This is a genomic window from Psychrobacter sp. CX10 (assembly GCF_057621575.2).
Map to the genome: position 1 here is coordinate 1,889,042 of NZ_CM177736.1, position 23,681 is coordinate 1,912,722.

Consider the following 23,681-nt stretch of genomic DNA (forward strand, 5'->3'; position numbering starts at 1 on the left):
CTTGCTATAACCGATTTTATTGAAGATTTGATATGATTAATATTGACCAACCTCTAGCGAGTACAGCGGAACCGGCTAATTCCCCTGTTGAAGTGTCTAATCATAGCACCCCAGGCAGTGGCAATAGTGAGAGCACCGCTAAAGGCAATCCTATCATGCAGCTTACCAATATCACTCGGGACTTTCCTGCCGGTGAGCAGACCATTCGAGTATTACACGGCATTGACCTTACTATTAATCAAGGTGAGATGGTCGCTATTATTGGACAATCAGGCTCTGGTAAATCGACCTTGATGAACATTTTAGGTTGCTTAGATAAAGCGTCTAATGGTGACTATCTTATTTTTGGTAAATCGGTTAACCAACTTGATGCTGATGAGTTAGCCAAACTGCGCCGTGAGCATTTTGGCTTTATCTTCCAGCGCTATCACTTATTGGGTGATATTGACGCACAAGACAATGTGGCTGTGCCCGCCGTTTATGCAGGCATGGATACCAAACTTAGATCAGAGCGTGCTGAACAATTATTAACCGATCTAGGTTTGAGCGATAAAACCCAAAATCGACCCAACCAATTGTCAGGTGGTCAGCAGCAGCGTGTGTCTGTTGCTCGGGCGCTTATGAATGGCGGTGATGTTATCCTTGCCGATGAGCCAACGGGTGCCTTAGATAGTAAATCGGGGCAAGATGTCTTACAGATTTTAAAAAATTTAAACGCGCAAGGTCATACCATCATTATGGTGACCCACGATCCCAGTATTGCCGAAAAAGCAGAACGCGTTATTGAATTAAAAGATGGCCGTGTCATCGCCGATTATCGCAATGAGCAATTAAGTCGTTTAGCGCAAAACACGAATGTCGACAGCCCTTCTAGCATCTTACATAAAAAGCAAAAAAGTCGTATTGGCTCATTTATAGATAGGTTGTCAGAAGCATTTAGAATGTCTGTACTAGCAATGCGTGCCCATAAAATGCGCACTATATTAACGATGCTAGGTATCATTATCGGTATCGCCTCTGTCGTCTCTGTCGTAGGTTTAGGTCAAGGCTCTCAGCAAAAAATCCTATCCAACATTAGCTCTTTAGGTACCAATACCATTACCGTGTTGGGTGGCTACCCCTATGGTGACCCCAGACGTCAATATTACGATGACAATCTCACTCCTGAAGATGCACAAGCGGTCGCCAATCAACCTTATGTCGCTAGTGTAAGTCCTCAATTAGATACCAGCTCAAGCGTACGCTATAGAAATATAGAATCTTCAGCAAGTATCAGCGGTGTTGGTGAGGATTATTTAGAAGTTACAGGCGAAACTTTGGCGATAGGTCAATCTTTTGAGAGTGATAGCATTTCATCACGAACTCAAGATTTGATTATAGATAATAATGCAAAAAGCACGTTTTTTGCAGACGTTGAAAATCCTATTGGCGAAGTATTACTTATCGGCAATGTACCTGGAAGAGTCATCGGTGTATTAGAAGGAAATGACTCAAGCTTTAGGCGCTCTACTGATACGCCAACTATTTATATGCCCTATACCACGATGATGTCTCGTATGATTGGCGGCAATACGATTGAGCAGTTTGTAGTGTTGATAAATAGTGATGTGTCGACCAGTGTGGCTGAAACCGCCATTTCAGAACTCATCGAAAGCCGGCATGGCACTGATGACTTTAGAACCCGAAATTCTGATTCAATTCGCCAAACGATTGAGTCAACCACAACTACCATGACGCTATTGATATCGTCTATCGCTATTATCTCACTAGTAGTGGGTGGTATCGGGGTTATGAATATTATGTTGGTATCCGTAACTGAACGTACCAATGAGATTGGCGTACGCATGGCGGTAGGTGCGCGTCAAAGCGATATTATGCAGCAGTTTTTAATTGAAGCGATATTGGTGTGTATACTTGGGGGTGGATTAGGCGTTTTATTGGCATTTGCCATTGGTGAAGGTATCAATAGTATTGGCTCTGATAGCTTTAGCGTTATTTACTCCCCTACCTCAATTATTGCTGCCTTTGTATGCTCGACATTGATTGGGGTTATTTTTGGGTTTATCCCTGCTCGTAATGCAGCAAAACTGAATCCTGTTGAAGCGCTCTCAAGAGATTAAGTCTAATGTCGATTCCATTTATTGACTAAAATATGTCACTTTTTGATGATCGCTAACAGCGCTGATTGCTAATAAAAAAAATAAATTTAGACTTGCATTCTTAGTTATGATGCGTATAATGTGCTCTCACGTTAAAGAGGTACAGCAACTTCTTTAGCGTATTTTTAAACTGTTTGATAGTTAAGTTTAAGGTTAGAAACTAACAAAAAATTGTTTAGTTTTACCTTGCAGTAATATGCAAACCTAGCTTGGATATCGAGTTTTTTGAAAATTCTATTTAAAGAATTTTCATTGCACTCGGGATGAAACAAGTTTTGTAGTAACCTCTTTAGAAAATCCCCTTTAAGGAATTTTCTCTTGCGAGACTAAAATCGTATACGATTTTTTAACGTCTCTCAGGGCCGATAGCTCAGTTGGTAGAGCAGTTGACTTTTAATCAATTGGTCCCGCGTTCGAGTCGCGGTCGGCCCACCATTTTTGTTAAATTTTTAGGAAAGTTTTTATTTAAAATTTTCTCTTGCAGTAACCTGCAAACCTAGTTTGGATATCGAGTTTTTTGGAAATTCTATTTAAAGAATCTTCCTTGCGCTCGGGATGAAACAAGTTTTGTAGTAACCTCTTTAGAAAATCCCCTTTAAGGAATTTTCTCTTGCGAGACTAAAATCGTATACGATTTTTTAACGTCTCTCAGGGCCGATAGCTCAGTTGGTAGAGCAGTTGACTTTTAATCAATTGGTCCCGCGTTCGAGTCGCGGTCGGCCCACCATATTCAGTAATTTAGTAAAACCCCGATCAAACGTAGTGTTTATCGGGGTTTTTCTTTGTGTGCTAACTATTAGTTTGTACTCATTAATCTTATATGCCGCTACTTAAAATCATACCGCGTACTCGTACTTAATATAATAAAAGTTCTAAATTCTTACTCACATCGTTCAAATATTCATCTGTTTATAATATTTTAAACTCCGATAAACTACCTCTAATCTGACCTCTAAAGGGTTATCTTTAAATTCAAACCCTATAAATCCCCATATTGTATGATTTACTATACTCACTATTATCTAAAGCCAGCTTTAGTGTTAAAGTATAACTAACGGTATGAATGTATTTATTTAAGTATATTGCGTTTTTATATAGATGTAACTACCTATGAGTCTTTTAAACAGACAACAGTTGGTATTAAAAGTTGAAAAATAAAGTTCGTTAAAATAAAGTCCGTTAGTGTTTTAAATCATATGTATGGGTATGTATATAATGACTTTGAGCATAAACATGTCCGTATCACCCTTTCATTTATTTTAATCATATAAGGTACTAGTTATGCTAAAAAATAACACGTCAATAATGATATTAACGTGCTCTTTGTTGATGACGGGATTAACAGCATGTGATGCAGATGAGCCTTTACCACCTGAATCTCCAGAAGCTCAAGGAATTACAGGGCAAGGCATTGTCACATCACCAGATGCGTCAACAATTGCTGAAAATACCGATGAGTCTAGTAGAGATGCAGATTATCAGAACATTGTAAGACATGGTATGGAAACCCAAACTAAGCTAGCTTGTGGTGATATCAATGAAGCTGAATATAAAGAAAGAGAACAAAGAGGCTTAAATGATAGTGAATTTACTTCACTAGAAGAATACGATTATCTACAGGCCTTTTCAGAAGGTGTCAGTGTGATTAATACACGTTATGAACAAGACCCTCAGATGAAACAACAGGATTGTGCTCATATAGCTAATGCTACGGCTTCATCTAATGCGGTATCTGGCGAACCTAATGATAATAATCAGGTCATTGAAAGTAGTGAAACGAATAACGATCTGACTCATGATGCAGAAGCCAATCATGACATGACAAACTAAAACCAAGGTTAATCGTTAATATATCTTTAAGCAAACATAACACCGTTATTTCAAACTATTATCTATTAGAAGATTAGTGGCTGTACAAAATTGATTAATTAGGACTGCTGATAGCTACCAATTAATCAAAGCTGTGTTCCAAACTAGGCACACACCGAAGTTAATGTCCGAAGCGTATTGAACCTTAGCTAGGTTTGTAACAACGTCTAGGGCGATTTTAGCGACAGCATAACTCGAGCACAGCTCTCGCCTTGCGAACGTGAGCGAGGATATAGCAAAGCATTGCTTTGCCCGAGCGCAAGACGAGAGCTATGCTCGAAGTTAAGCAGTGCTTTGCTTAATCCGTTCTCAGGGCGGCTATTTTATCCAATATATTGTGACTTTTAATAATTAACGGCTCTTACTTAGAATGACTAAGGGTCAAAAATTTCACTGCATATTAGACAAATCAGCAATAAATCCATCAATATTATTATTGCTAGTTGTCGATTTTATCTCTGCGATAACCTCATCAAGTTTAATGCGATCACGTCCATGCAAATATAGTTGATGACCCGCTTGCGCTAGTTTAATTGCAGTTAGTTTGCCAATGCCATCAGTAGACCCAGTAATCAATATAACTTTCATCTTATTATCCTTACATAATCTTACGCTTTAAAATTAATCTCATAACGCTCATCTACATATTAGTATGACGTTTTTCTTATAATAGAGCATATCAACTGTTACTGATAAAGCCATTATTTGTCATAACTAATATTGCAAATAATCTATATTACAAACCACTTATATTTTTAAAAGCTTATATTGTTAAAAGCTTATATTAGTAATAGCTTAAATAAGTAATAGAAATAGATAAAAGCTGAAAATATTTAAAGATATTCTACTAATAGAATGAGTAGAACTTAAATAAGAACATATGAATAAGCGTATAAAAAGGATAACTTATGAATTTCATTAAAAATTATCAAACTCGTACCGTCGGTCAAGCTTATATTCCTGCCTTAGGGTTTGGCACATGGCAGACCACTGATCAGAACTGTATAGACATCGTCTGTCAGGCGCTACAAATGGGCTATGAACATATTGATACGGCTCAGGCATATCATAATGAAGAACAAGTAGGTGCCGGACTCAAGAAATCAGGTGTTTCTCGAGATAAATATTTTTTAACCACTAAAGTCTTCCCTGATGATATGCGCTTTGAACCACAGAATTTGGTAAAGTCGGTACATACCTCACTAGAAAAACTGGGCGTGGACTATGTCGATTTATTACTTCTGCATTGGCCGGACGCTCGTGTTCCGTTATCAGAGACCATGCCAGCTTTAGCAGAGATGCAGCATCAAGGACTAACCCGTCATATCGGTGTCTCAAACTTTAATATCAAATTATTAATTGAAGCCAAAAAATATAGCGATGTGCCTATTGCGGTAAATCAGGTAGAATTTCATCCATTTATTCATCAAGATACCCTGCAAACCTTTATGAATAATCACCATATTCCACTAACCGCCTATTCACCATTAGCGCGTGGTGATGTGTTTGATCACGATACGATTAAGGCAATTGCAGACAAACACAATATCAATCCTGCTCAAGTATCACTGGCTTGGATTTTATCGGATAAAAACCGTATTGCTATTCCTAAAACCAGTACCGCTTCACATTTGCAAGGAAATCTTGATGCACTAAACGTACAACTAGACAATGATGATATCCAAAAGATTAATAAACTATCGCGTCGTGATGGACGTAAAATTGAACATCCAAATTATACGCCTGAATGGGATGATTAAAGGTATGAAGAATTAAACTATGAAGACAAAATGTCTAAAAATCATTCATATCACAGTATGACTGCAATTTTGTACCTATCTGTTACTACTATAAGAAGATTGACATCAAGGTTATATAAATTCAGTTTTTAAAACAAAACCCTGATATGATTCCAATTAATAACAAACAGAGTATTCAATGGATAGCTCATGAATCAAATGGTAGAGCGTTTAAAAACCGCTTTTAGTCCTTTATATAAAGCCAAAACTAATGTATTAATTTTAACCGCTTTATCAAGCAGTCTAATAGGAATTCCGATAAGCTCTAATGCTGGAGGTGGTGAATATTGTGGTTCTAATTTTTCATTGGATAATCGTATCTATAATGAGTGTAAGATTAACTTCCCTACGCTTGATACTGGTAATGACACCCAAGCCAACCTATATTTATTACTTGCGGATAAAGGATTAATTTATTTTGATACCACAGACTTTGAAGACTCTTATAATAGATATGTATATGACTATCCTTTACGTCTTAATACTTTAAAGAGCTCAGCGGTAAATATAGCCAAAAATCCTAAGCAAAGTTTTTTGGCTCAATCAGAAACCAGCCATTATGCCGAATATTGTAATAGCTTCTATACGGGTATTGATGCACTTAAGAATGCGCTAGAGGTTGATCCAAGCTTAACAGTAAAAGAAAAACAGCAGTTATTACAATTTCGTCAAGCCATTAGAAGTGAGTGTGCAGATTCCTTTAATCATGAAGCATTAGTAGTTAATGACGTCAGTTTCCCCATAAAATGGTCTATCCATGCTCAGCCTTATGCAGATTACATAATGGCCAATCAGTTATTCTATTTGGGGAAACCATCAGATTTTTACAGTGCTCAGACAATTTATCGCAGTTTGTCTTTGTTAAAGACTAATAACAATCCTGGTCTGTCTTGGTTGATTGATACTTCCAGCTATATGTTAATTCGTACAGGTATTAATCGCATGTTTAGACAAGGATCCGAGGACTATAATTATAAGCCTGAAAGAGTTGATCCTAAAGTAATAGCTACAACGCAAAATTCAATTGATAACTACCTTGATAGTTTTAGAGATGGGCATCATGTGGCTTCAGCGCGTGGTTTACAACGCCGACTTTATTGGTTAACGGGACAACAGGATCAATTGATAGATGAAATTGAATGGCAAATAAACCATCCAAAGTCAAAACTATTTAATCTAAATAGTCGGTTATTACCTGAAGAGATAGAACGTAGAGTCTTTTTTTTAAATTACGATAAACCCTTAGATATTAATAAACTAGAAGACCCAATTTTAATTACAAGTTTTGCTTTATATAGACTAAGACCTGAAGATAGCTTTTTTTCAATAAAACCATTAAGACTTAATGATATTGAACAATTAAAACCCAAATTTAAAGACCGGATGGATCTTTACCGTTATTTAAGGGCTACCTATTATATGGTGCAACAAAATAACCCAAGACGTGCCTTAAATTATCTTCCTACTGATACACCTAAAGGTAATATGTCATATGCTGAGTTTAGTCAATATGCTTTAAAAGCGCGAGCATTGCAGGAATTGGGTAGCGCAGATAAAGCAAATCAACTCTGGAACCAGTTACACCACCTCCCCAAACTGCCATTTCAGGACAGATTGACAGACCTTGCCATCGTTTTACAAGCGGATCTTACCAATGAATACAGTGAATTATTTGGCAATAAGGCGTCTATAAAATCAAAAACATTAAAAATGCGAATAATAAAATATTCTGCAGATTCTGAACTACTACAACAAATTGCTAATAGCTATCCAGCCACTGATATTATAGGTGCAGAAGCTCGTTATGCTTTACTATCAAAATCATTACTGCATGGACGTTATGCCGATTATTTGAAGTATAAACACTACTTACCTAAAAACTATCAACAATATTTAGGCTATGACAGTGAGGACGAAACTTTATGGTATATGCCTAGATTCAGTGATTTTAATTGGCAAGGTAAAAATATTAGTAGCAATATAAACTGTCAAGATTTAACCACAACCGTTATCAATCTTAAACAAGACCCAGAAGACCGACTCCAAAATATTTGCCTAGCTGAATTTATACGTGACTCAGATATTGTTTATCATTTTAAAGATTATGATAAAGACTATCAAATTTCTTATGCAACTCACTCGAACTACCGTTATCCCTACTTAGGAGATATTCCAAACCGTTTCAAAGGTAGGAAACTGAACCGATTGGATATGTATAAATCCATATTCGCGACTAATAAAAAAGACGAACTGTCAGCTTATGCCCTACATCGTGCCCTAGGTTGTTTTGCCAGCTCCGGTAATAACCATTGTAGCGATGAAGAGGTAGATATTTCAGTCCGTAAAGCTTGGTTTAAGCGTTTAAAATCAGACTTCAAAAATACAAGCTGGGCTCAAAACCAAAAATATTATTGTTAAACCCAAAGGATTATTTTTTGATAATAGTCGAGCAAAAGTCTAAAGCTTTATTGTTACTTAGTGTTTTACTAATAATTTTTATGATTGTTGGGTATTTTAGCAATAAGGCTTCTAAAGCCCAAGGTATAAGCAATTCTTCTAATAACTCAGTTAATAACTCATCTAATACTGAAGATGCTGTTATTAAGAATGCTATTAATACCGATACGGTTAAAGCAAAGCATTATGATCAGTTTTGGATATGGACACCACCTAGAGATGCTGCAAAGATAAGTCAAGCTCGTACGCTATATCTATTACAAGGCGAAATCCGACCTGATGACCTTCCCTATTATCACTCCAAAGCTAAAAATAGTTTGCAGAATAACGCTCCTGCAACCCTAATGCCGCAAGGGTTAGGGGTACGCACCTTAAAAGGTAGAAATATCTGGCTGGTTTATCGTGCGACCAGTAGAGAGTGGTCTGGTGAGGTTATGACACAGTTAATTCATCGCCTTGACAAATGGCAACGGGCAGGAAATCAGGTCATGGGCATCCAAATTGACTACGACGCTCCGACCTACAAACTAGATAAGTATGCCAAACTTTTAGCTGATATTCGCAAACAGTTGCCAGCTAAATACCAGTTGAGCGTAACGGGATTACTTGATTGGTCAAATCAAGCTGAAGAAGCTCAATTTATGCAACTAAATCATACGGTTGATGAATTGGTGGTTCAGACCTATCAAGGCACAACCACTCTATCGAATTATGACCGCTATTTAAAAAAGCTAAAGTATTTACCGTTTGATTTTAAAGTTGGTATTATCGAAGGTGGTGAATGGCATGGAGCAGAATATTTACAAGATAATCCACACTTTAAGGGCTATGTGGTTTTTTTGCGTTAATTATCTAGGTCTTTTTTTAAAACTAGGTTCTTAAAATTTTCTGTTGCAACAACCTCCTCAATCATTGAGGGAAACTTCTTGATTATCTTCGCGCATCATTAATTGGCAAACATATTGTAAATCTAATATTTCATTAACTAAGCTTATTATTTAAAGAATACTATGAACAGTTTTTCTGTTGATACAGCTTATTCAAATTATCTTGACGTTCGTCAACAGCTTCAATAGCTTCTTCAGTATTTTGATGTGTCCCAATTAATGCGGGCCAGAACAATACAGCAGCAGCTACATTTTTGCCAGTTACGGTACGCTCTTTACGAGTCTGTTTTTCAAAAATCTTGAGCTTCCTCAATCACGTTTAGAATTTGTGAACATGGTAAACGATTGTACGTTGATTTATTAGTCTCAACCACATGTGGTGATAAACACCTTTGAAGCAAAATTAAAGCAAACCCTAATGTGAAATGAATAAATTTTAATTTAGATAGGTTTACCTTGGTATTTGATGTTATTAAAGGTTAACTATTATTCTCTATATATAAAGATTTATTATTGATATTATTTTAAGGGGTTAAAACTTTTATATTATGACAGAACATTTAAGTATAAAAAAACCAGCCATAATATTATGACTGGTATTTTAATCTAAACCGTTTTATTTAGCTTTATACTAAGCCTAATTCTAATTAATACTTAACTATGCAAGATCACGAACCTGTGGCGTACGTGCCCATAGTCGTGTCTTAGCATTTTCAATAAAGCCATCAACATCATCAAGCGGCGTTACAAACTCATCTTTCTTAACGGGCAGTTTGCTTAAGATGAATTCTTCAGTCGCAGGGCAATAGGCAATTGCTTTAAAGTTGTTAAAGGCATCTGTAAACCAATCTAATGCTGGCGCATGGGTTGCAAGTTTTTTGGCTACATCTGGCATGATGATACTGACAACCGCGTCAAATATAACTGATGGGGCGCCATGAATGATCTCATCAGCTTGAATACGTGTGTTGTCATCGAGCACAACCTCTTTGGTTGGTGCAACGATTTTAACCATCGCGCCCTCCGCCTTAGCTGCATTTTCAAACTTCTGAATTTCCTCTTTACTTGAACCTGCACCAACTAGGATACCCACTTGTCGACTTTTTAGAGTATTAGGCGTAATGCCAATAGTCTGTACCGCTTTTGATTTTTCCATGTCAATAATAGGCGCTTGTGCTTCAGCAGGCTCTGGAAGTTCCATGCCAAGATTGTTAGCCACACGACTTGCTAGGTCTTCATCGATGTTTAATAAATGACTTAATACCCGTGTACGTACGTGCGCGGTATCAACTTTGCTTAGCTCGAAGGTATAGGCATCAACGATATGACTTTGCTCAACTTCGGTTTGACTCTGCCAAAACATACGTGGTTGACTATAATGATCGGCGAAGCTTTCAGCACGGATGCGTCCTTTAACGCCATCATCACATTTTTCTGCAAATGATTTAAAGCCGATATCAGCATTAGCACGAGGCTTATTAGGCTCTAGACTTTGTGGTTCATACAAGGTGCGACCTTTAGGGACTTGCATTTGCATGTGACCGTCTTGCTGATTATGAGCAAACGGACATTTAGGCGCATTAATAGGGATCTGAGCAAAGTTTGGCGAACCTAAACGTGATAATTGAGTATCAAGATAGCTATGCAGGCGACCTTGCAGTAACGGGTCATTACTAAAATCAATACCTGGTGGTAAGTGAGATGGACAGAAGGCTACCTGTTCAGTTTCAGCAAAGAAATTGTCAGGATAGCGATTTAAAACCATTTTACCAATGATTTTAACAGGAACCATTTCTTCAGGAATCAGTTTGGTTGCGTCTAAATGATCAAATGGAAACTTCTCAGCTTCTTCTTCAGTGAATAATTGAACACCGAATTCCCATTCTGGAAAATCACCTGCGCCAATCGACTCAAATAAATCACGACGATTATAGTCAGGATCTGCACCAGAGATTTTAACAGCCTCATCCCAAGTTAGCGACTGAACACCTAGTTTTGGTTTCCAATGGAAACGGACAAAGGTACTCTTACCTTCAGCATTGATTAAACGATATGAATGAATACCAAAACCTTCCATCATGGCAAGGCTACGTGGCAATGCACGGTCACTCATTAACCACATTACATTGTGCAAGGTTTCAGGACTTAGAGATACAAAGTCCCAAAAGGTATCATGTGCTGAGGCAGCTTGCGGGAACCCACGGTCAGGCTCAGGTTTTACAGCATGAATAAGGTCTGGGAATTTAATGGCATCTTGAATAAAGAAAATAGGCATATTGTTACCGACAATATCCCAGTTGCCTTCAGACGTATAGATTTTAACCGCAAAACCGCGTACATCACGTGGCGTATCTTTTGAACCTTTGTTACCGGCTACGGTTGAGAAACGAGTGAATAATGGCGTTTGTTTACCAGTTTCAGTCAAAATTTTAGCGGTAGTGTATTTTTCTAAAGATTCTGTTAACTCGAAGTAACCGTGAGCACCGGAACCACGCGCGTGGACAATACGCTCAGGGATACGCTCATGGTCGAAATGGGTGATTTTTTCACGTAGTACAAAGTCTTCTAATAGAGTTGGTCCGCGAGGATCACGCTTTAAAGAGTTTTGATTGTCAGAGATGACCACGCCTTGTTGAGTGGTTAGGTTTGGAATATCACCTTCGGCTTGATATTGCGGTTCACCGCCATTACCAGCGACTTGGTCTAAGCTTTTTACTGGGTCTGAATGGTCTAAATTGTCTTTCATTGCCGTGTCCTTTTAGGATAGGTATTTGCTAGAATTTTATTTATGATGTTACATTAACGAATCGATTAAACTAGGTAGTATTTGTAGTGATGGCTTACATATAACTTAAATACTACTCCTATTTATATTAAACAAAGATTGGCAACAGGCTGTTTGTATTTGGTTAACTCTTTATAAGACAAAGTAACTTTTTATTTGAAAAATCATTTATTTATAGATCTGTAATTTTAGAATAACTTTTACTTATATAATTTTAATTAAAACAAATAGTTTTTATAGAAAGTCTTAGTACATAAGTAGCGTTTAGTTAACCGATAAATAAGTTGTTTAAGCAACATGGAATATACTTTAATTGAATATAAGTAGTTTAAGTTTAGTTCTCTAGTGATATACATTATTTATAATACTTATTTAATACCACCTCAATATCATTACGAATAATCTCAACACTAGGCATACGCTCTGCATGAAAACGTAGTATAGGAATACCAGCACTCGCCAATGCTTTGTCTTTTTTCTCATCTGCCTTATTTCTAGACTTACTGTTATGCGTCCAATCATCTAACTCTATGGCTAGAAGTGTTGTTTGAGCATCACGGTCTACCAAGACATAATCAATACTCTGTCTGCATATTCGGTTAAACCAAAAGGCTCTCTCACTTCCTGCCTCTTCGCTTGGTTCAATAACTCGTGATAATTGAACCTGACCGAACACCAGATATTGAGGGACAGCCTGTTGCAATTTATTAAAAAATATAACCTCGGTATCCGTCATAATGGGCATGGGAGTAAATGGCCAGATGGGTAAATCGTCACCTTTCACAGGTTTGTTTTTTTTATTCTCTAAACGACGTTGTCCAATCACACTCATTACGATGATGAATGCGACAAGTAACATGGTTCCAAATAACAATAAGTTCACCACTACACTTCCAATTTAATCATTATAATATTTATAAATGGCGCTAATTACGTACAACCAAATAGATTTATAAACCCCTGTTTAATAACAGATTATTATGCGTTTTGATGACTAAAAAAACTATAGAGATATAAAAAAACACGACAAGCAATGTCGTGTTAATTTTTAAATAGCTGGTATTTAAATCATGCCGCTGTCTATTAGCGCCAATATAATACCCACGCATTATCAACCCCGGTGCGAGAATCAGCATTAATTTTATCTTTTAACGCCAGCGCCGCATCTTTACCTTTTTCAGGTCCTACTATTACTCTGACACCACGGCTGGTTTGGCTTGTACTGGCAGAGTATCCTACTGATTTTAATTGCTCTACGATCTGATTTGCTTTTTCTTGATTGTCAGCTAAAGCCACTTGTACGCCAAACGTACCTTTGGCTTCGCCTCTAGCAGCTTCACGTCTTGCTTCAGCTAATCGGTTTTGAGCGTCTCGTTTTTGCGCGACATTATTTTTGCGTTGTTCTGCCTCACGCTGTAGCCTAGCCACTTGTTTGCGAGAAGGGATTTTAATCTCTTGTCCAAGACGCAAGGTAGCGTTACTACTCATACCATTTGCTTCAGCTAGCGCCTCCACTGGCATATTGTATTGACGCGCTAACTTAATCAGTCCATCGCCGCGCTCGACTTTATAATTGAGCGTGCTGCTCGGCGCTCTATTAGAACTAGAAGCGCTACTCGTTTCGCTCTCATTAGACTGACGTGACTGCGTCGCTTGTTGTTGATTACGTGACGTACTATTTTGACTTTCGTTATATTCTCGAACCAATCTGTCTATCTGACCTTGCGACGGCACTTTCAAATTTTGACCTATGCGTAGTGTTGCATTGATAGACATATTATTTGCTTGCGACAGCGCTTCCAATGGTACGTTATATTGACGTGATAGTTTTATTAAGCCATCACCACGCTTTACAGTATGGTTTTGAGGTGACCTAGGTGCTTGTTGACGCGTTTGATTTTCAAAGTTATTTTGCGTACGGGTTTCTTGCTCGGTGGTACTTCGCTGAGCATTTTGCGAAGCCTGAGGAGTTTGAGTAGCCGTCCTATTAGCTTGGTTCAATTCAACCGAGCGATTATTCTGAGTGGCTTGTGCACTGGTTGTTTCAGAAGTAGGTGTTTGTGCAGGTCTAGGCGTCACGACAGGACGAGCAATCGTAGTTCCAGATTGGGTCTGCTCAGGTTTTTCTTCGATGATGGGTTCAGCTGCGTTACTTCGGTAAAGCTGATTTTCATCACGTGCCTTTTGCATTGCAAGTTGTTCTGCTTTTTCTTGTTCAGACAAAAACTCGCGCGCTCTACGATCAAGCTCTGCTTCTTTTTGCTCACGCTCAATACGTTTTTGCTCAAGTATACGCTCTTCTGTATCCACATCAGCGGTTAACGGGGTCGCATCGTTATCGGCAGTACTGACCTGCTCTACTTTAGGGGTGTTACTATCTACATTAGATTGCGGGGTATCCATTTGCTTCACCATCGCAAATAATAAAATACCTCCGCCAAGAAATACGCCGGTACCCAACAATAATTGACGAGATGAATCCATATTTATACCTTTACTTTAATATTTTAAAACTGACCGATCTAGCTGTTTTTATAACTGTCTTATTAGCTATTTATTGGATAGCTATTTATATAGTCTACATTAATTTTTTACATCTATTTTATACTTCCAATAATATGGTAGATAATTCCATTTGGCGTGCCACACCATATTATAGAAGTAACGGTTGTAATCTGTGTTTATGATTATAAGGATTATATTAAATTATCAATCGATTACTACATATGTCTCGTTAATAGAACTAAGCTTCATCTGATACTTACTAATTATATAAAAGTTTCATTAAGATTTAATAAATAAAAAGTGAAGATTATTGCTCATAAGTAGTCACTAAAAAGGTTTAGACTATATATATTGCAATTTTCGACGCACAGCTCTAACCGTTTATAATTAATAGTAACTTTTCTTTTTAAAAATCGCTATATAAATCAAGTTATATATTATACATTAATATTCATAAGTACTAGCTTGTGGTCATCAACTTATATTGTTGATGAAAGCTCTAAGTATTTTGTGATGGTCACAAGCGTCGTAGCAATAGTGTATGCAACCGTTTACATTGATATTTTTTTAAATTGACAATACTGCCATAGTATTCATTACTATTGAAGTATTCATCCTAGGGTTTAAAGTACTAATTTAAACATATTTATGGTTACAACCGTGCTGGAATATACACCTATCAATACAGATTATTGTTGTGGGTATCGTTTTAAGGTATTGGATGACTTCTTGTCGTTTTTTCATTGTCTTCAAATTAAAATTTGGGCAGCTTGTTTCATTTAGCAAATACAAAGGATTGTTATGAGACTATTATCGTTAGTTGATTTAATTTTTTTATTGATTGAAAAAAGAAAACAGCCCATGCATGTAGGGGGTTTATTTTTATTTGAATTACCAGCGGATGCAGATGAAGATTTTGTATTAGAGATGGTACAACAAATGCAAAAGTCAGAGGTGTCACCAACCTTCCCTTTCAATCAAGTGCTATATAATTTAACACATTGGAAAGAAGACGAAGAATTTGAGGTGGACCACCATTTAAACCATATTTCTTTACCCAAACCCGCTCGTGTTCGTGAGTTATTAGCGTATATTTCTAAAGAACATGGGCGGCTTTTAGATAGAGCGCGTCCCTTATGGGAATGCCATATCATTGAGGGTATTGAACCTGAGTTTGAAGGCCGCCCAAAACGCTTCGCGCTATATTTCAAAATCCATCATTCCTTGGTGGATGGCATTGCTGCTATGCGCTTGGTACAAAAGTCGCTGTCCCACTCTTCTACCGAAACGGTCAGCTTACCACTTTGGGCCATGATGATGCGCCATCGTCATCAGATTGGAACCTTAAAAACAGAACAAAGTGGTTTAGCCAATATTATTAAAGAACAAATCAAAACAGTTAAACCCGTGGTTACAGAGCTTATAAATGCGTTGTCATCTTCAAAAGAATCTGATCTGGTGCGCACAACACAAGCACCTGCATGTATATTGAATCAGCGTATTTCAAGCTCACGTCGTTTCATTGCACAATCTTACGATATAGAACGTTTTAAAAATGTCGCGGAATGCTTCGGGGTAAGTATTAATGATATCGTTTTGACCATATGCTCAGGCGCATTACGTGAATATTTGATTTCCCTAAACGCCTTACCAGAAGATCCGCTTATTGCTTGGATTCCTTTTTCTATGCGAAAAGACCAAACAGCTGATGGCAATCAGTTTGCGTTCATACTTTGTAATTTAGGTACTCACTTAGAAAAGCCTATGGAGCGATTAAGGTTAATTCATAGAAGTATGAATGATGGGAAGACGCGTTTTGGTCGTATGACCCAATCAGAGGTGATTAACTATAGCCTAGTATCGTATAGCTGGGAGTTTGTTAATATCATTACGAACGCCTACCCCAAAAAACAAGCGTTTAATTTAATTATCTCAAACGTACCTGGGTCTCAAAAGAAGCTGTATTGGCACGGTGCAGAGCTGCGTGCATTGTATCCCGCTTCAATAATATTTAACGGACAAGCAATGAATATAACTTTGGCCAGTTATTTAGATCGTATTGAATTTGGTATTGTTGCTTGTAGCAAGACACTACCCAGTATTCAAAACTTGTTAAAACTTTTTGAATCTGAGCTATCTAATCTTGAAGCCATTTGTAAAGAGCGTAAGTTAGGCGTACGTCAATAGCTCTAGTCATGATATTATTGCGCGTTTAAATTTTTGTCATTAGCGGCTACCTTTGCTGATGCACTATAGTGAGAAAGTTTATGCGTGTCATGTCATTAGTTGAGCAACTTTTCTTCTTACTTGAGAAACAAAAGCAGCCCATGCATGTAGGTGGACTTTTTTTGTTTGAGTTACCTAGTAATGCGGGATCTGATTTTGTAACGACATTGGTTGAGCAAATGCTCGATAATAAATCAGTAATTGCATATCCTTTCGATCAGGTCGTGCACAATCTGACGTTTTGGAAATTAGAAGACAATATTGATGTAAACGCTCATATTAGACATATCAGCCATATCAATTTTGACACGATTCAACCTGATGCAGCTACTGATAATATAGTGAACTCAGACCCTATCAGCGATGCTGATTTGCTAGATTACGTCTCTAACATTCATGCCAAGCCCCTTGATAAAACTCGTCCTTTATGGGAGTGTTATATCTTTGAGGGCATCGCTCCTGAATCAGCCGACATGCCTGAGCGATTTGGGCTTTATTTCAAAATACATCACTCCGTGGTAGATGGTGTCGCCGCAATCCGATTGGTACAACACGCTCTATCCACCTCACCGACTGAGATCATGACTCAACCGCCTTGGACATTTTTAGAAAGCCAACACCACAAAGGTTATACCATCGAGCCACCCGATCGCTCGCCCGCCAAAATTATCAAAGAACAATTAGGTACTATTAAACCAGTATTTAGTGAACTCAAAAAAAGTATTGCCAATCGCAAACAGCCCGATCACGTCACCGTTACTCAAGCACCAGGATCAATTTTAAATCAGCCAATTTATCAATATCGTAGACTCTCTATTGGTTCCACGTCCTTTAAACGTTTTGAACAAGTAGCGCAAAAGCTGAATGTCAGCATAAATAACGTAGCGCTGACGGTATGTTCAGCTGCACTACGTCGATATCTGCTTGAATTAGATAAATTACCCAGCGAGCCATTGATTGCTGCTGTTCCAATGTCTCTACGTAAGGATGACAGCGCTACGGGGAATCAAGTCTCGCTGGTACTATGTAACCTAGGTACGCATTTAGCTGATTCATTAGACAGACTTTCAATTATTAAAGACAGTATGGAAGTGGGTAAAAATAGATTTGATCGCATGACTCAGGCCCAAGTCATAAACTATAGTGGCATCGCCTATGCGTGGGAAGGCGTTAATCTTATTACAGGTGCCTTTCCTAAAAAACAAGCCTTTAATCTTCTAATCTCTAATGTAGATGGACCAGATCAAACCCTATATTGGAATGGTGCTAAGCTAAAATCATTATACCCTGCGTCTGTATTATTACATGGACAAGCACTTAATATCACATTAATAAGTTATTTAGACCGTATGGATTTTGGTATTGTGGCCTGCCCAAAAGTACTGCCCGACACACACAAACTCATTACTTACATTAAACATGAATTAAGCGTATTTGAGAGGCTTAACGCTAGCCCAAACGATAAAGTAATGAATGATACTTGATAGAAAAAAGTGAAGAGCGCCCTAATGTTACTATGAACAAACCTGCCTATTTAATTACTTATATACAAACCCTGAGAGCAAAAACTATAGTCGGCGAACTTATAAAGAGTCACGGTGTTACCTCGTTAAGCCTACCCTAGTAGTACTTGCACTCGGTTGCCTTGTGACTACTTTAAAGTTCTTTGACTATTAATGTTAGTAATAAACTGCGTCATAGATAAACTACATCATAAATAAGCAGCACCATAAATAAAAAGGGACAAGTCGTTAAACTCGTCCCTTATATAAAGCTAAAAAATACCAAAAGTTGAAACCTAGCTAGCTATCTATTTAAATAAACCAAATCGAAACATAAACTTATATACAGATTAGAATAACTCTATAAAGATTTTGAAAACGATTCTTTTAGGGTTATATAAATGACCTAACTCGATATTTTATTTATGTTGAATCCTAATGCCTTAACGGTGTCTTCTTTATCAAATGGAGCAAGTACGGCTTTAGTACACACTTGGTTTTTTAGATAGGTACTTGCCACCCGTTTTAGATCCTCTAAAGTCACCGCCAAAATATTTGCACGCATTTTTTGCTGCCATGCTTCACCGCGCTCGTGTAACTCAGCAAAGCAAGATTTAACCGCTTCACCAGCTGGCGAGCCTGGTTTATCTAATGCAGACACAATGCCCAAAATAGCTTCTTCAAGTTGCTCTGGCTGTTGCGGCTCATTAAGCAGCCATTCAATACTGTTTTCAAAGTGTTCAAACGTTTCTATACAATGTGGGTCTCGATAGCTAAAGAACTTAAATGCAAAGGCATTGGCATCATATCCCGCACCGCCACCATAAGCACCGCCGCGCTCTCTAATTGCACTGTGTAGATACCCATTACGTAGGTATGGCGCCAGCACCATCAAAGGCGCGCAGTCAGCATGATCTGCAGTGACAGCGGGATAAGCGGCTGCGTTATGATACACATTGGTTGCAACCAACCACGCTAAATCCTCTGATTGTCTATGATTCTGAACGCTGCTAGACTGCTCATCTTTTGTCTGTTCACCTGTTAAAAGCTCACCAGTTGTCTGTTTACCTGCTAACTGGCCTTCAGTTGATGGCTCATCTACTATTTGCGCTTTAGAATTTGAAGGTGCCAGAGTTAATGATAATTGGGTATACTCTTCTGGTATATTATTAAATGCAGACAGCTCGCTATCCTCGCTATCCACATGGTTATCATCCTGCGTGGCCGAATGCTTAGCATTTGAATAAATTGAGGTTACCCAATTTTGTTCAATAAGCGATTTTAGACGGTCTTTTTGCTCAGGCTCGCACACCAACAATACCTGTTTTGGTAGGCTTGCTAATCGTTTATGCAGCGCCATCAAAGCATTAGCAAGCTCATCCCACTTGTTCTTATTGTCCGCAGCATTGTCCAAAAACAATTTAAGCGCGTTTAAAGCTGGCAAACCACTGCGTACATATTCGAGCTCAGCTTGACGACTCATACTACGGCTAGCCGTTTGCATCGCATAGGCATGACCTGCACTTGCTAACCTCGATTGCCATCCTGATTGTTTTTGTTGTAAAAGCTCTTTTATACGATCATGCTCTGTAAACACACTATGTTCTAATACTTGTTTTACAAGATCTATCGCTTCAGGTTTACGATTTAGCGCTCGTGTTGACACAACAAAATAACTCGTTAAGCTATTTGCATCATGTATGGAAGTACGCTGGCTCACTCTGGCGGTTACCCCCGACGAATGCGCCGCCTGAACTGCTTGAAACTCGCGAGCCGTTAAATCTTCGGTTCCTAGATCAGATAATAACCCTAAATATATGGGCAATAATGGGTGGTTAATGAGATCATCTTCACCTGCCAGTGGCATTATGAGCTGATAATAATACAACCCATTGGTACCTGCTTCATATTGGTAAAGCGATGAGGTCTGACCTGCAATCTTTATATCACGCTGCTTACCATAGGTAAAACTAACCGATTCTGGTACATCTTCTAAGCCAACTTTAGGCAAGACACTTAAATCATCCGGCATGGATTGACGTGCTTCTAAATCCAGTGCTTGTTTGTTGAGGACTGCTTTGTCATCTTTAGTAAGTCCTGCCTCAATTTTGTCCAATCGCACCTGTTCATCCGCTGCTAATTTAGCCGCCTTCGTGGCATCAGGAACAAGTGTCACGCGAACGCGGTGCATATTATTTAGCAAATGCTGTTTTAATAATCCTGGCAACCATGTTGGGTCTTTAACCTGTTCGCGAAGCCACGCGAGATGATCATCTACTTGCCACACATCTATAGGATTACCATCATGAATAGCCGTACTAAAGCCCTCAAGCATTAGGTTAAGCCCATAAGGAATACTATCGCCACCAATATGCCGTTGGTCGATTTCGATTTGATGTAAGATGGTTTCAATTGCTTCAGGATCGATTTCTCGACTGGCCACCTCTTTAAGTAAGCTTAAAATACCTTGCTCAATATCATCTGCATGTTCTTTTTCAGAACCCCGTACCCCGGTATAAAACACCATTTCGTAATGACTGTCGTCTAATCCTAATAATGGGCTTGGGCCTGTCGCTAAGGGATGGCTGTCAAGATAAGCACGTAAAGGTGAGCCTGCATGTTCGACAAGCACGCCTTCTAAAAGGCGTAACGCCAAACGCTGCTTTGGATCAGTAATAGGGGGTAACAACCACGCTATCACATGATGCGTTTGCGCCTTATCAATTGTATCTACCGTATAAGTTTCAACCGCTTGAATGGGCGTGTTATATCGCTTCTCGGCACGGGATTCATGCTTTTTACCCTTTTCAAACTCGGCTAATGCATCTTCATGTATTTTGCTTTGGGTCTCACTCATTGGAATGTTACCAAAGCTCATGATGACACTGTTTGAGGGATGGTAGTGGCTTTTATGAAACTCAACCAACTCTGTATGCGTTAAATCGGGTATGTCTGCTGGATCACCACCAGAATTATAATGATAAGTGGTGGTCGGGAACAAATGATGCGCCACACTATGATAGAGCTGATCAATCTCACCGCTCATCGCGCCTTTCATCTCGTTAAACACAATACCTTTAAATTGCGGCTTGTCATTTTCATCAAGCTCAACCCGAATGCCTTCTTGAGCAAAATCAAGCGGATGCAGAGTTGGGAAGAATGAGGCGTCAAGATACACTGATAACAAATTAAAATAGTCGTTTTTATTCTGAGTTGCAAACGGATAAGCAGTCCAATCTGCAGCTGTCATTGCGTTCATAAACGTATTTAAAGAACGTTTAATCATCGAAAAGAAAGGATCGCGCACAGGATACTTTTCTGAACCACACAAGGCGGTATGTTCTAATATATGTGCTTCGCCTTTAGAGTCCATTGGCTGCGTTCTAAACCCCACCAAAAAGGCATTTTCATCACTCGGATGTGCTAAATGATAATGCATCGCTCCGGTTCGTTTATGTCTTGAGATAAGTACGTCAAGCGATAGAGCCTCTATTTTATGATGTTCTATCAGCTCAAAGCTTGAGTGTAAGGATAAATCTGGATTGTATTTAAATTCACTTTCTTTATACATAAATAGACTCTTTTAATAATATTATGTCGTTTGTTTAAATTTTATTGGAATGTAGGTTAGCATAGGCTTGAATAGGCTAATGAGATATAGTCGAACCCCTCTTAAAGTGGTACAGCGTTAAGCCCGCTTGGCTAGCTAGTCGTACTTGAACTCACTAGCCTTGCACCACTTTTAAGATTAATTGACTATAGATTGGGCTGCGTTACAGTCGATTTACTTAGTCGATTTATTAAACCGATTTAACAGATCAAAAAATAAACTGGATTAGTAAATTAATTAATAGATCCTCTTATTAAAAAAATACGTCGTTATAGCAGCTTTAAATATCGTGCTAACCACTATACGCACCTCTACCTTTGATGGTGTCGATATCTTTTATTTAAAGGTGTATCTTCGGTGAAGTTCATATTTGTAGTTGAACACGATGAAACTGTAATCTATTAGTCCATGCAATCTCTTTGTCCATGCAATCTCTTTGTCTAAAGCGGCTAAAGAAATTTAAGATTACTTAAACTATGGTTAGGGGCTGTATAGAATTGATTCATGGAACTGGCAGTGGCTATTTTTTAGTCAATATGCAGGGAAATTCTCGCAGCTTAGTTGTTCTAAGTTAGATAATTTCACAATATATTGGCAAAAAATAGCCCTGACCTGTAAGGCTGATGCTAAAATTGCCCCAAACGTTGTTGTAAACCTAGCTAAGGTCTAGACATTATCAGCGGTTTACGCCTAGTTTGGAACAATTTTAGCTATCAGCAGTCCTAATTAATCAATTCTATACAACCCCTAGATGAAATAAGCTTAAATCAGGCTGAAAAATCAGAATTTTGCTGCGGGCAACTTCTAACTTTGACAATTGATGGCAGATAATCCGTAGCTACCTGTGCCGTAATCGTCTCACTTTGTGTTAATAGAGAACCTCTATCGTCTTTTATTGACGCGGGTGACTTTATCAAACGTAAACAAAAAACCTCACAATTTTGTGCGCGTATAGACTGCTCAAATTGGCGAAACTTACGCATGGCTTCTTCACCTTTGGAGGGCTGACCTAAGATTTGCCATATCAACATACTGATCCAAAACCCATGCGTATAAACCACATGATTGCCATCGGTAAAGGTTTCAAAATGCTTTAGAACACCGCTGACACGGTGATAAAAATTATCGAAAGTTTCGGCATCCTCGCCATGCGCTATGCTCGGATGCTGAGTGTCCCAATAGTGATTGGCCATTTTAAGTCGTTCATCAAAAGACAATAACCCTGCTTTTGCAACACTCATATAATTGAACTCTTGTAGCCCCTCGATTACTTGAGGTTCGACTTGCAGCTTAACTAATAAAGGCTGTGCCGTTTGCTGCGTACGCAGATAACTCGATACATTTACAGACTGGATATTATTACCTGAAGTATCAATACCTAATGTATCGATGACCCAATTAGCAACCTCGTAAGCCTGTTCATGCCCCAGTATTGTCAACTCGATGTCTTTATTTGGTTGAAGCTGACCGCCTGCATTGCTGGTGCTTTGACCATGCCTAACCAGATATATAGATTTCATATAGTACGCTCAATTTTATATTTAACGATTATGTTTTAAGAGTGACTTTTTAAAAGTGACTTTTTAAACTTAACTTGTTAAAGGTAGTTTATTAAAAGTGACTTTTTAAATTTAACTTGTTAAAAGTTGTTTATTAAAAGTGACTTTTTAAATTTAACTTGTTAAAAGTAGTTTATTAAAAGTGACTTATTAAAAGTGATTAGGGTGTGCTAGATTCAGTCAAAAATGATTTTATTATTTTAGAGGTTTCGTTAAATTTGTTATATCTCTCTGTGAAACAATGGCGCCTAATCATAGTAATTCTTCAATGAATGGTTTTATGATTAGATATAGTATTTATAAAGCAGAACAATATAGGATAA

The 23,681-nt window shown here is 38.2% G+C and carries 14 protein-coding genes and 2 tRNA genes; 9 read left to right on the forward strand and 7 right to left on the reverse strand.

Annotation, left to right across the window (positions count from 1 at the left end):
• The first annotated feature begins 155 nt into the window (after positions 1-155).
• From AC21OH_RS07640 to AC21OH_RS07655, 4 genes are all read left to right on the forward strand, one after another.
• Complete coding sequence (locus AC21OH_RS07640; protein WP_487370842.1) at positions 156-2,120, forward strand: MacB family efflux pump subunit; 1,965 nt, start codon at positions 156-158, stop codon at positions 2,118-2,120.
• A 398-nt stretch (positions 2,121-2,518) separates the two neighbouring features.
• Positions 2,519-2,594 (forward strand) — tRNA-Lys (locus AC21OH_RS07645).
• Positions 2,595-2,810: 216 nt separating this feature from the next.
• Positions 2,811-2,886: transfer RNA gene (locus tag AC21OH_RS07650), tRNA-Lys, on the forward strand.
• Between the two features lie 554 nt (positions 2,887-3,440).
• Positions 3,441-3,989 (forward strand): hypothetical protein, encoded by a 549-nt coding sequence (locus AC21OH_RS07655; protein WP_486536528.1) that lies wholly within the window; start codon positions 3,441-3,443, stop codon positions 3,987-3,989.
• Positions 3,990-4,418: 429 nt separating this feature from the next.
• Here the strand turns inward: AC21OH_RS07655 and AC21OH_RS07660 are convergent, their stop codons facing one another.
• Positions 4,419-4,616, reverse strand: a complete 198-nt coding sequence (locus AC21OH_RS07660; protein WP_486536527.1) for an SDR family NAD(P)-dependent oxidoreductase — start codon at positions 4,614-4,616, stop codon at positions 4,419-4,421.
• A gap of 320 nt (positions 4,617-4,936) precedes the next feature.
• Between AC21OH_RS07660 and AC21OH_RS07665 the strand changes: the two genes are divergently transcribed.
• The 3 genes from AC21OH_RS07665 (at position 4,937) to AC21OH_RS07675 (ending at position 9,132) form a co-directional block, all read left to right on the forward strand.
• Positions 4,937-5,788, forward strand: coding sequence for an aldo/keto reductase (locus tag AC21OH_RS07665; protein WP_486536526.1), 852 nt, complete (start codon positions 4,937-4,939; stop codon positions 5,786-5,788).
• A gap of 189 nt (positions 5,789-5,977) precedes the next feature.
• Positions 5,978-8,245 (forward strand): PA5441 family protein, encoded by a 2,268-nt coding sequence (locus AC21OH_RS07670; RefSeq protein WP_487370838.1) that lies wholly within the window; start codon positions 5,978-5,980, stop codon positions 8,243-8,245.
• 17 nt (positions 8,246-8,262) lie between these two features.
• Positions 8,263-9,132, forward strand: a complete 870-nt coding sequence (locus AC21OH_RS07675) for a DUF3142 domain-containing protein (protein WP_487370839.1) — start codon at positions 8,263-8,265, stop codon at positions 9,130-9,132.
• Positions 9,133-9,292: 160 nt separating this feature from the next.
• Here AC21OH_RS07675 and AC21OH_RS07680 read toward each other — a convergent pair whose 3' ends face one another.
• From AC21OH_RS07680 to AC21OH_RS07695, 4 genes are all read right to left on the reverse strand, one after another.
• Complete coding sequence (locus tag AC21OH_RS07680; RefSeq protein WP_487370840.1) at positions 9,293-9,484, reverse strand: hypothetical protein; 192 nt, start codon at positions 9,482-9,484, stop codon at positions 9,293-9,295.
• A 345-nt stretch (positions 9,485-9,829) separates the two neighbouring features.
• Positions 9,830-11,917, reverse strand: a complete 2,088-nt coding sequence (locus tag AC21OH_RS07685) for a catalase (protein WP_487371097.1) — start codon at positions 11,915-11,917, stop codon at positions 9,830-9,832.
• Between the two features lie 394 nt (positions 11,918-12,311).
• On the reverse strand, positions 12,312-12,842 hold the full coding sequence (locus AC21OH_RS07690) for a DUF2726 domain-containing protein (protein ID WP_487371098.1): 531 nt from the start codon (positions 12,840-12,842) through the stop codon (positions 12,312-12,314).
• Between the two features lie 197 nt (positions 12,843-13,039).
• On the reverse strand, positions 13,040-14,440 hold the full coding sequence (locus AC21OH_RS07695; protein ID WP_487371099.1) for an SPOR and LysM peptidoglycan-binding domain-containing protein: 1,401 nt from the start codon (positions 14,438-14,440) through the stop codon (positions 13,040-13,042).
• A gap of 822 nt (positions 14,441-15,262) precedes the next feature.
• On the opposite strand from AC21OH_RS07695, the gene AC21OH_RS07700 reads away from it, so the two are divergent.
• Both AC21OH_RS07700 and AC21OH_RS07705 read left to right on the forward strand, forming a co-directional pair.
• The gene (locus tag AC21OH_RS07700; RefSeq protein ID WP_487371100.1) at positions 15,263-16,648 is read left to right on the forward strand and encodes a WS/DGAT/MGAT family O-acyltransferase; all 1,386 of its coding nucleotides are present in this window, start codon (positions 15,263-15,265) and stop codon (positions 16,646-16,648) included.
• An 80-nt stretch (positions 16,649-16,728) separates the two neighbouring features.
• Positions 16,729-18,171: a WS/DGAT/MGAT family O-acyltransferase gene (locus tag AC21OH_RS07705; protein ID WP_487371101.1), complete on the forward strand. Its 1,443-nt coding sequence runs from the start codon at positions 16,729-16,731 to the stop codon at positions 18,169-18,171.
• A 424-nt stretch (positions 18,172-18,595) separates the two neighbouring features.
• Here AC21OH_RS07705 and AC21OH_RS07710 read toward each other — a convergent pair whose 3' ends face one another.
• On the reverse strand, positions 18,596-21,760 hold the full coding sequence (locus AC21OH_RS07710; protein WP_487371102.1) for an insulinase family protein: 3,165 nt from the start codon (positions 21,758-21,760) through the stop codon (positions 18,596-18,598).
• 806 nt (positions 21,761-22,566) lie between these two features.
• Complete coding sequence (locus AC21OH_RS07715) at positions 22,567-23,319, reverse strand: histidine phosphatase family protein (RefSeq protein ID WP_487371103.1); 753 nt, start codon at positions 23,317-23,319, stop codon at positions 22,567-22,569.
• Positions 23,320-23,681: the final 362 nt, after the last annotated feature.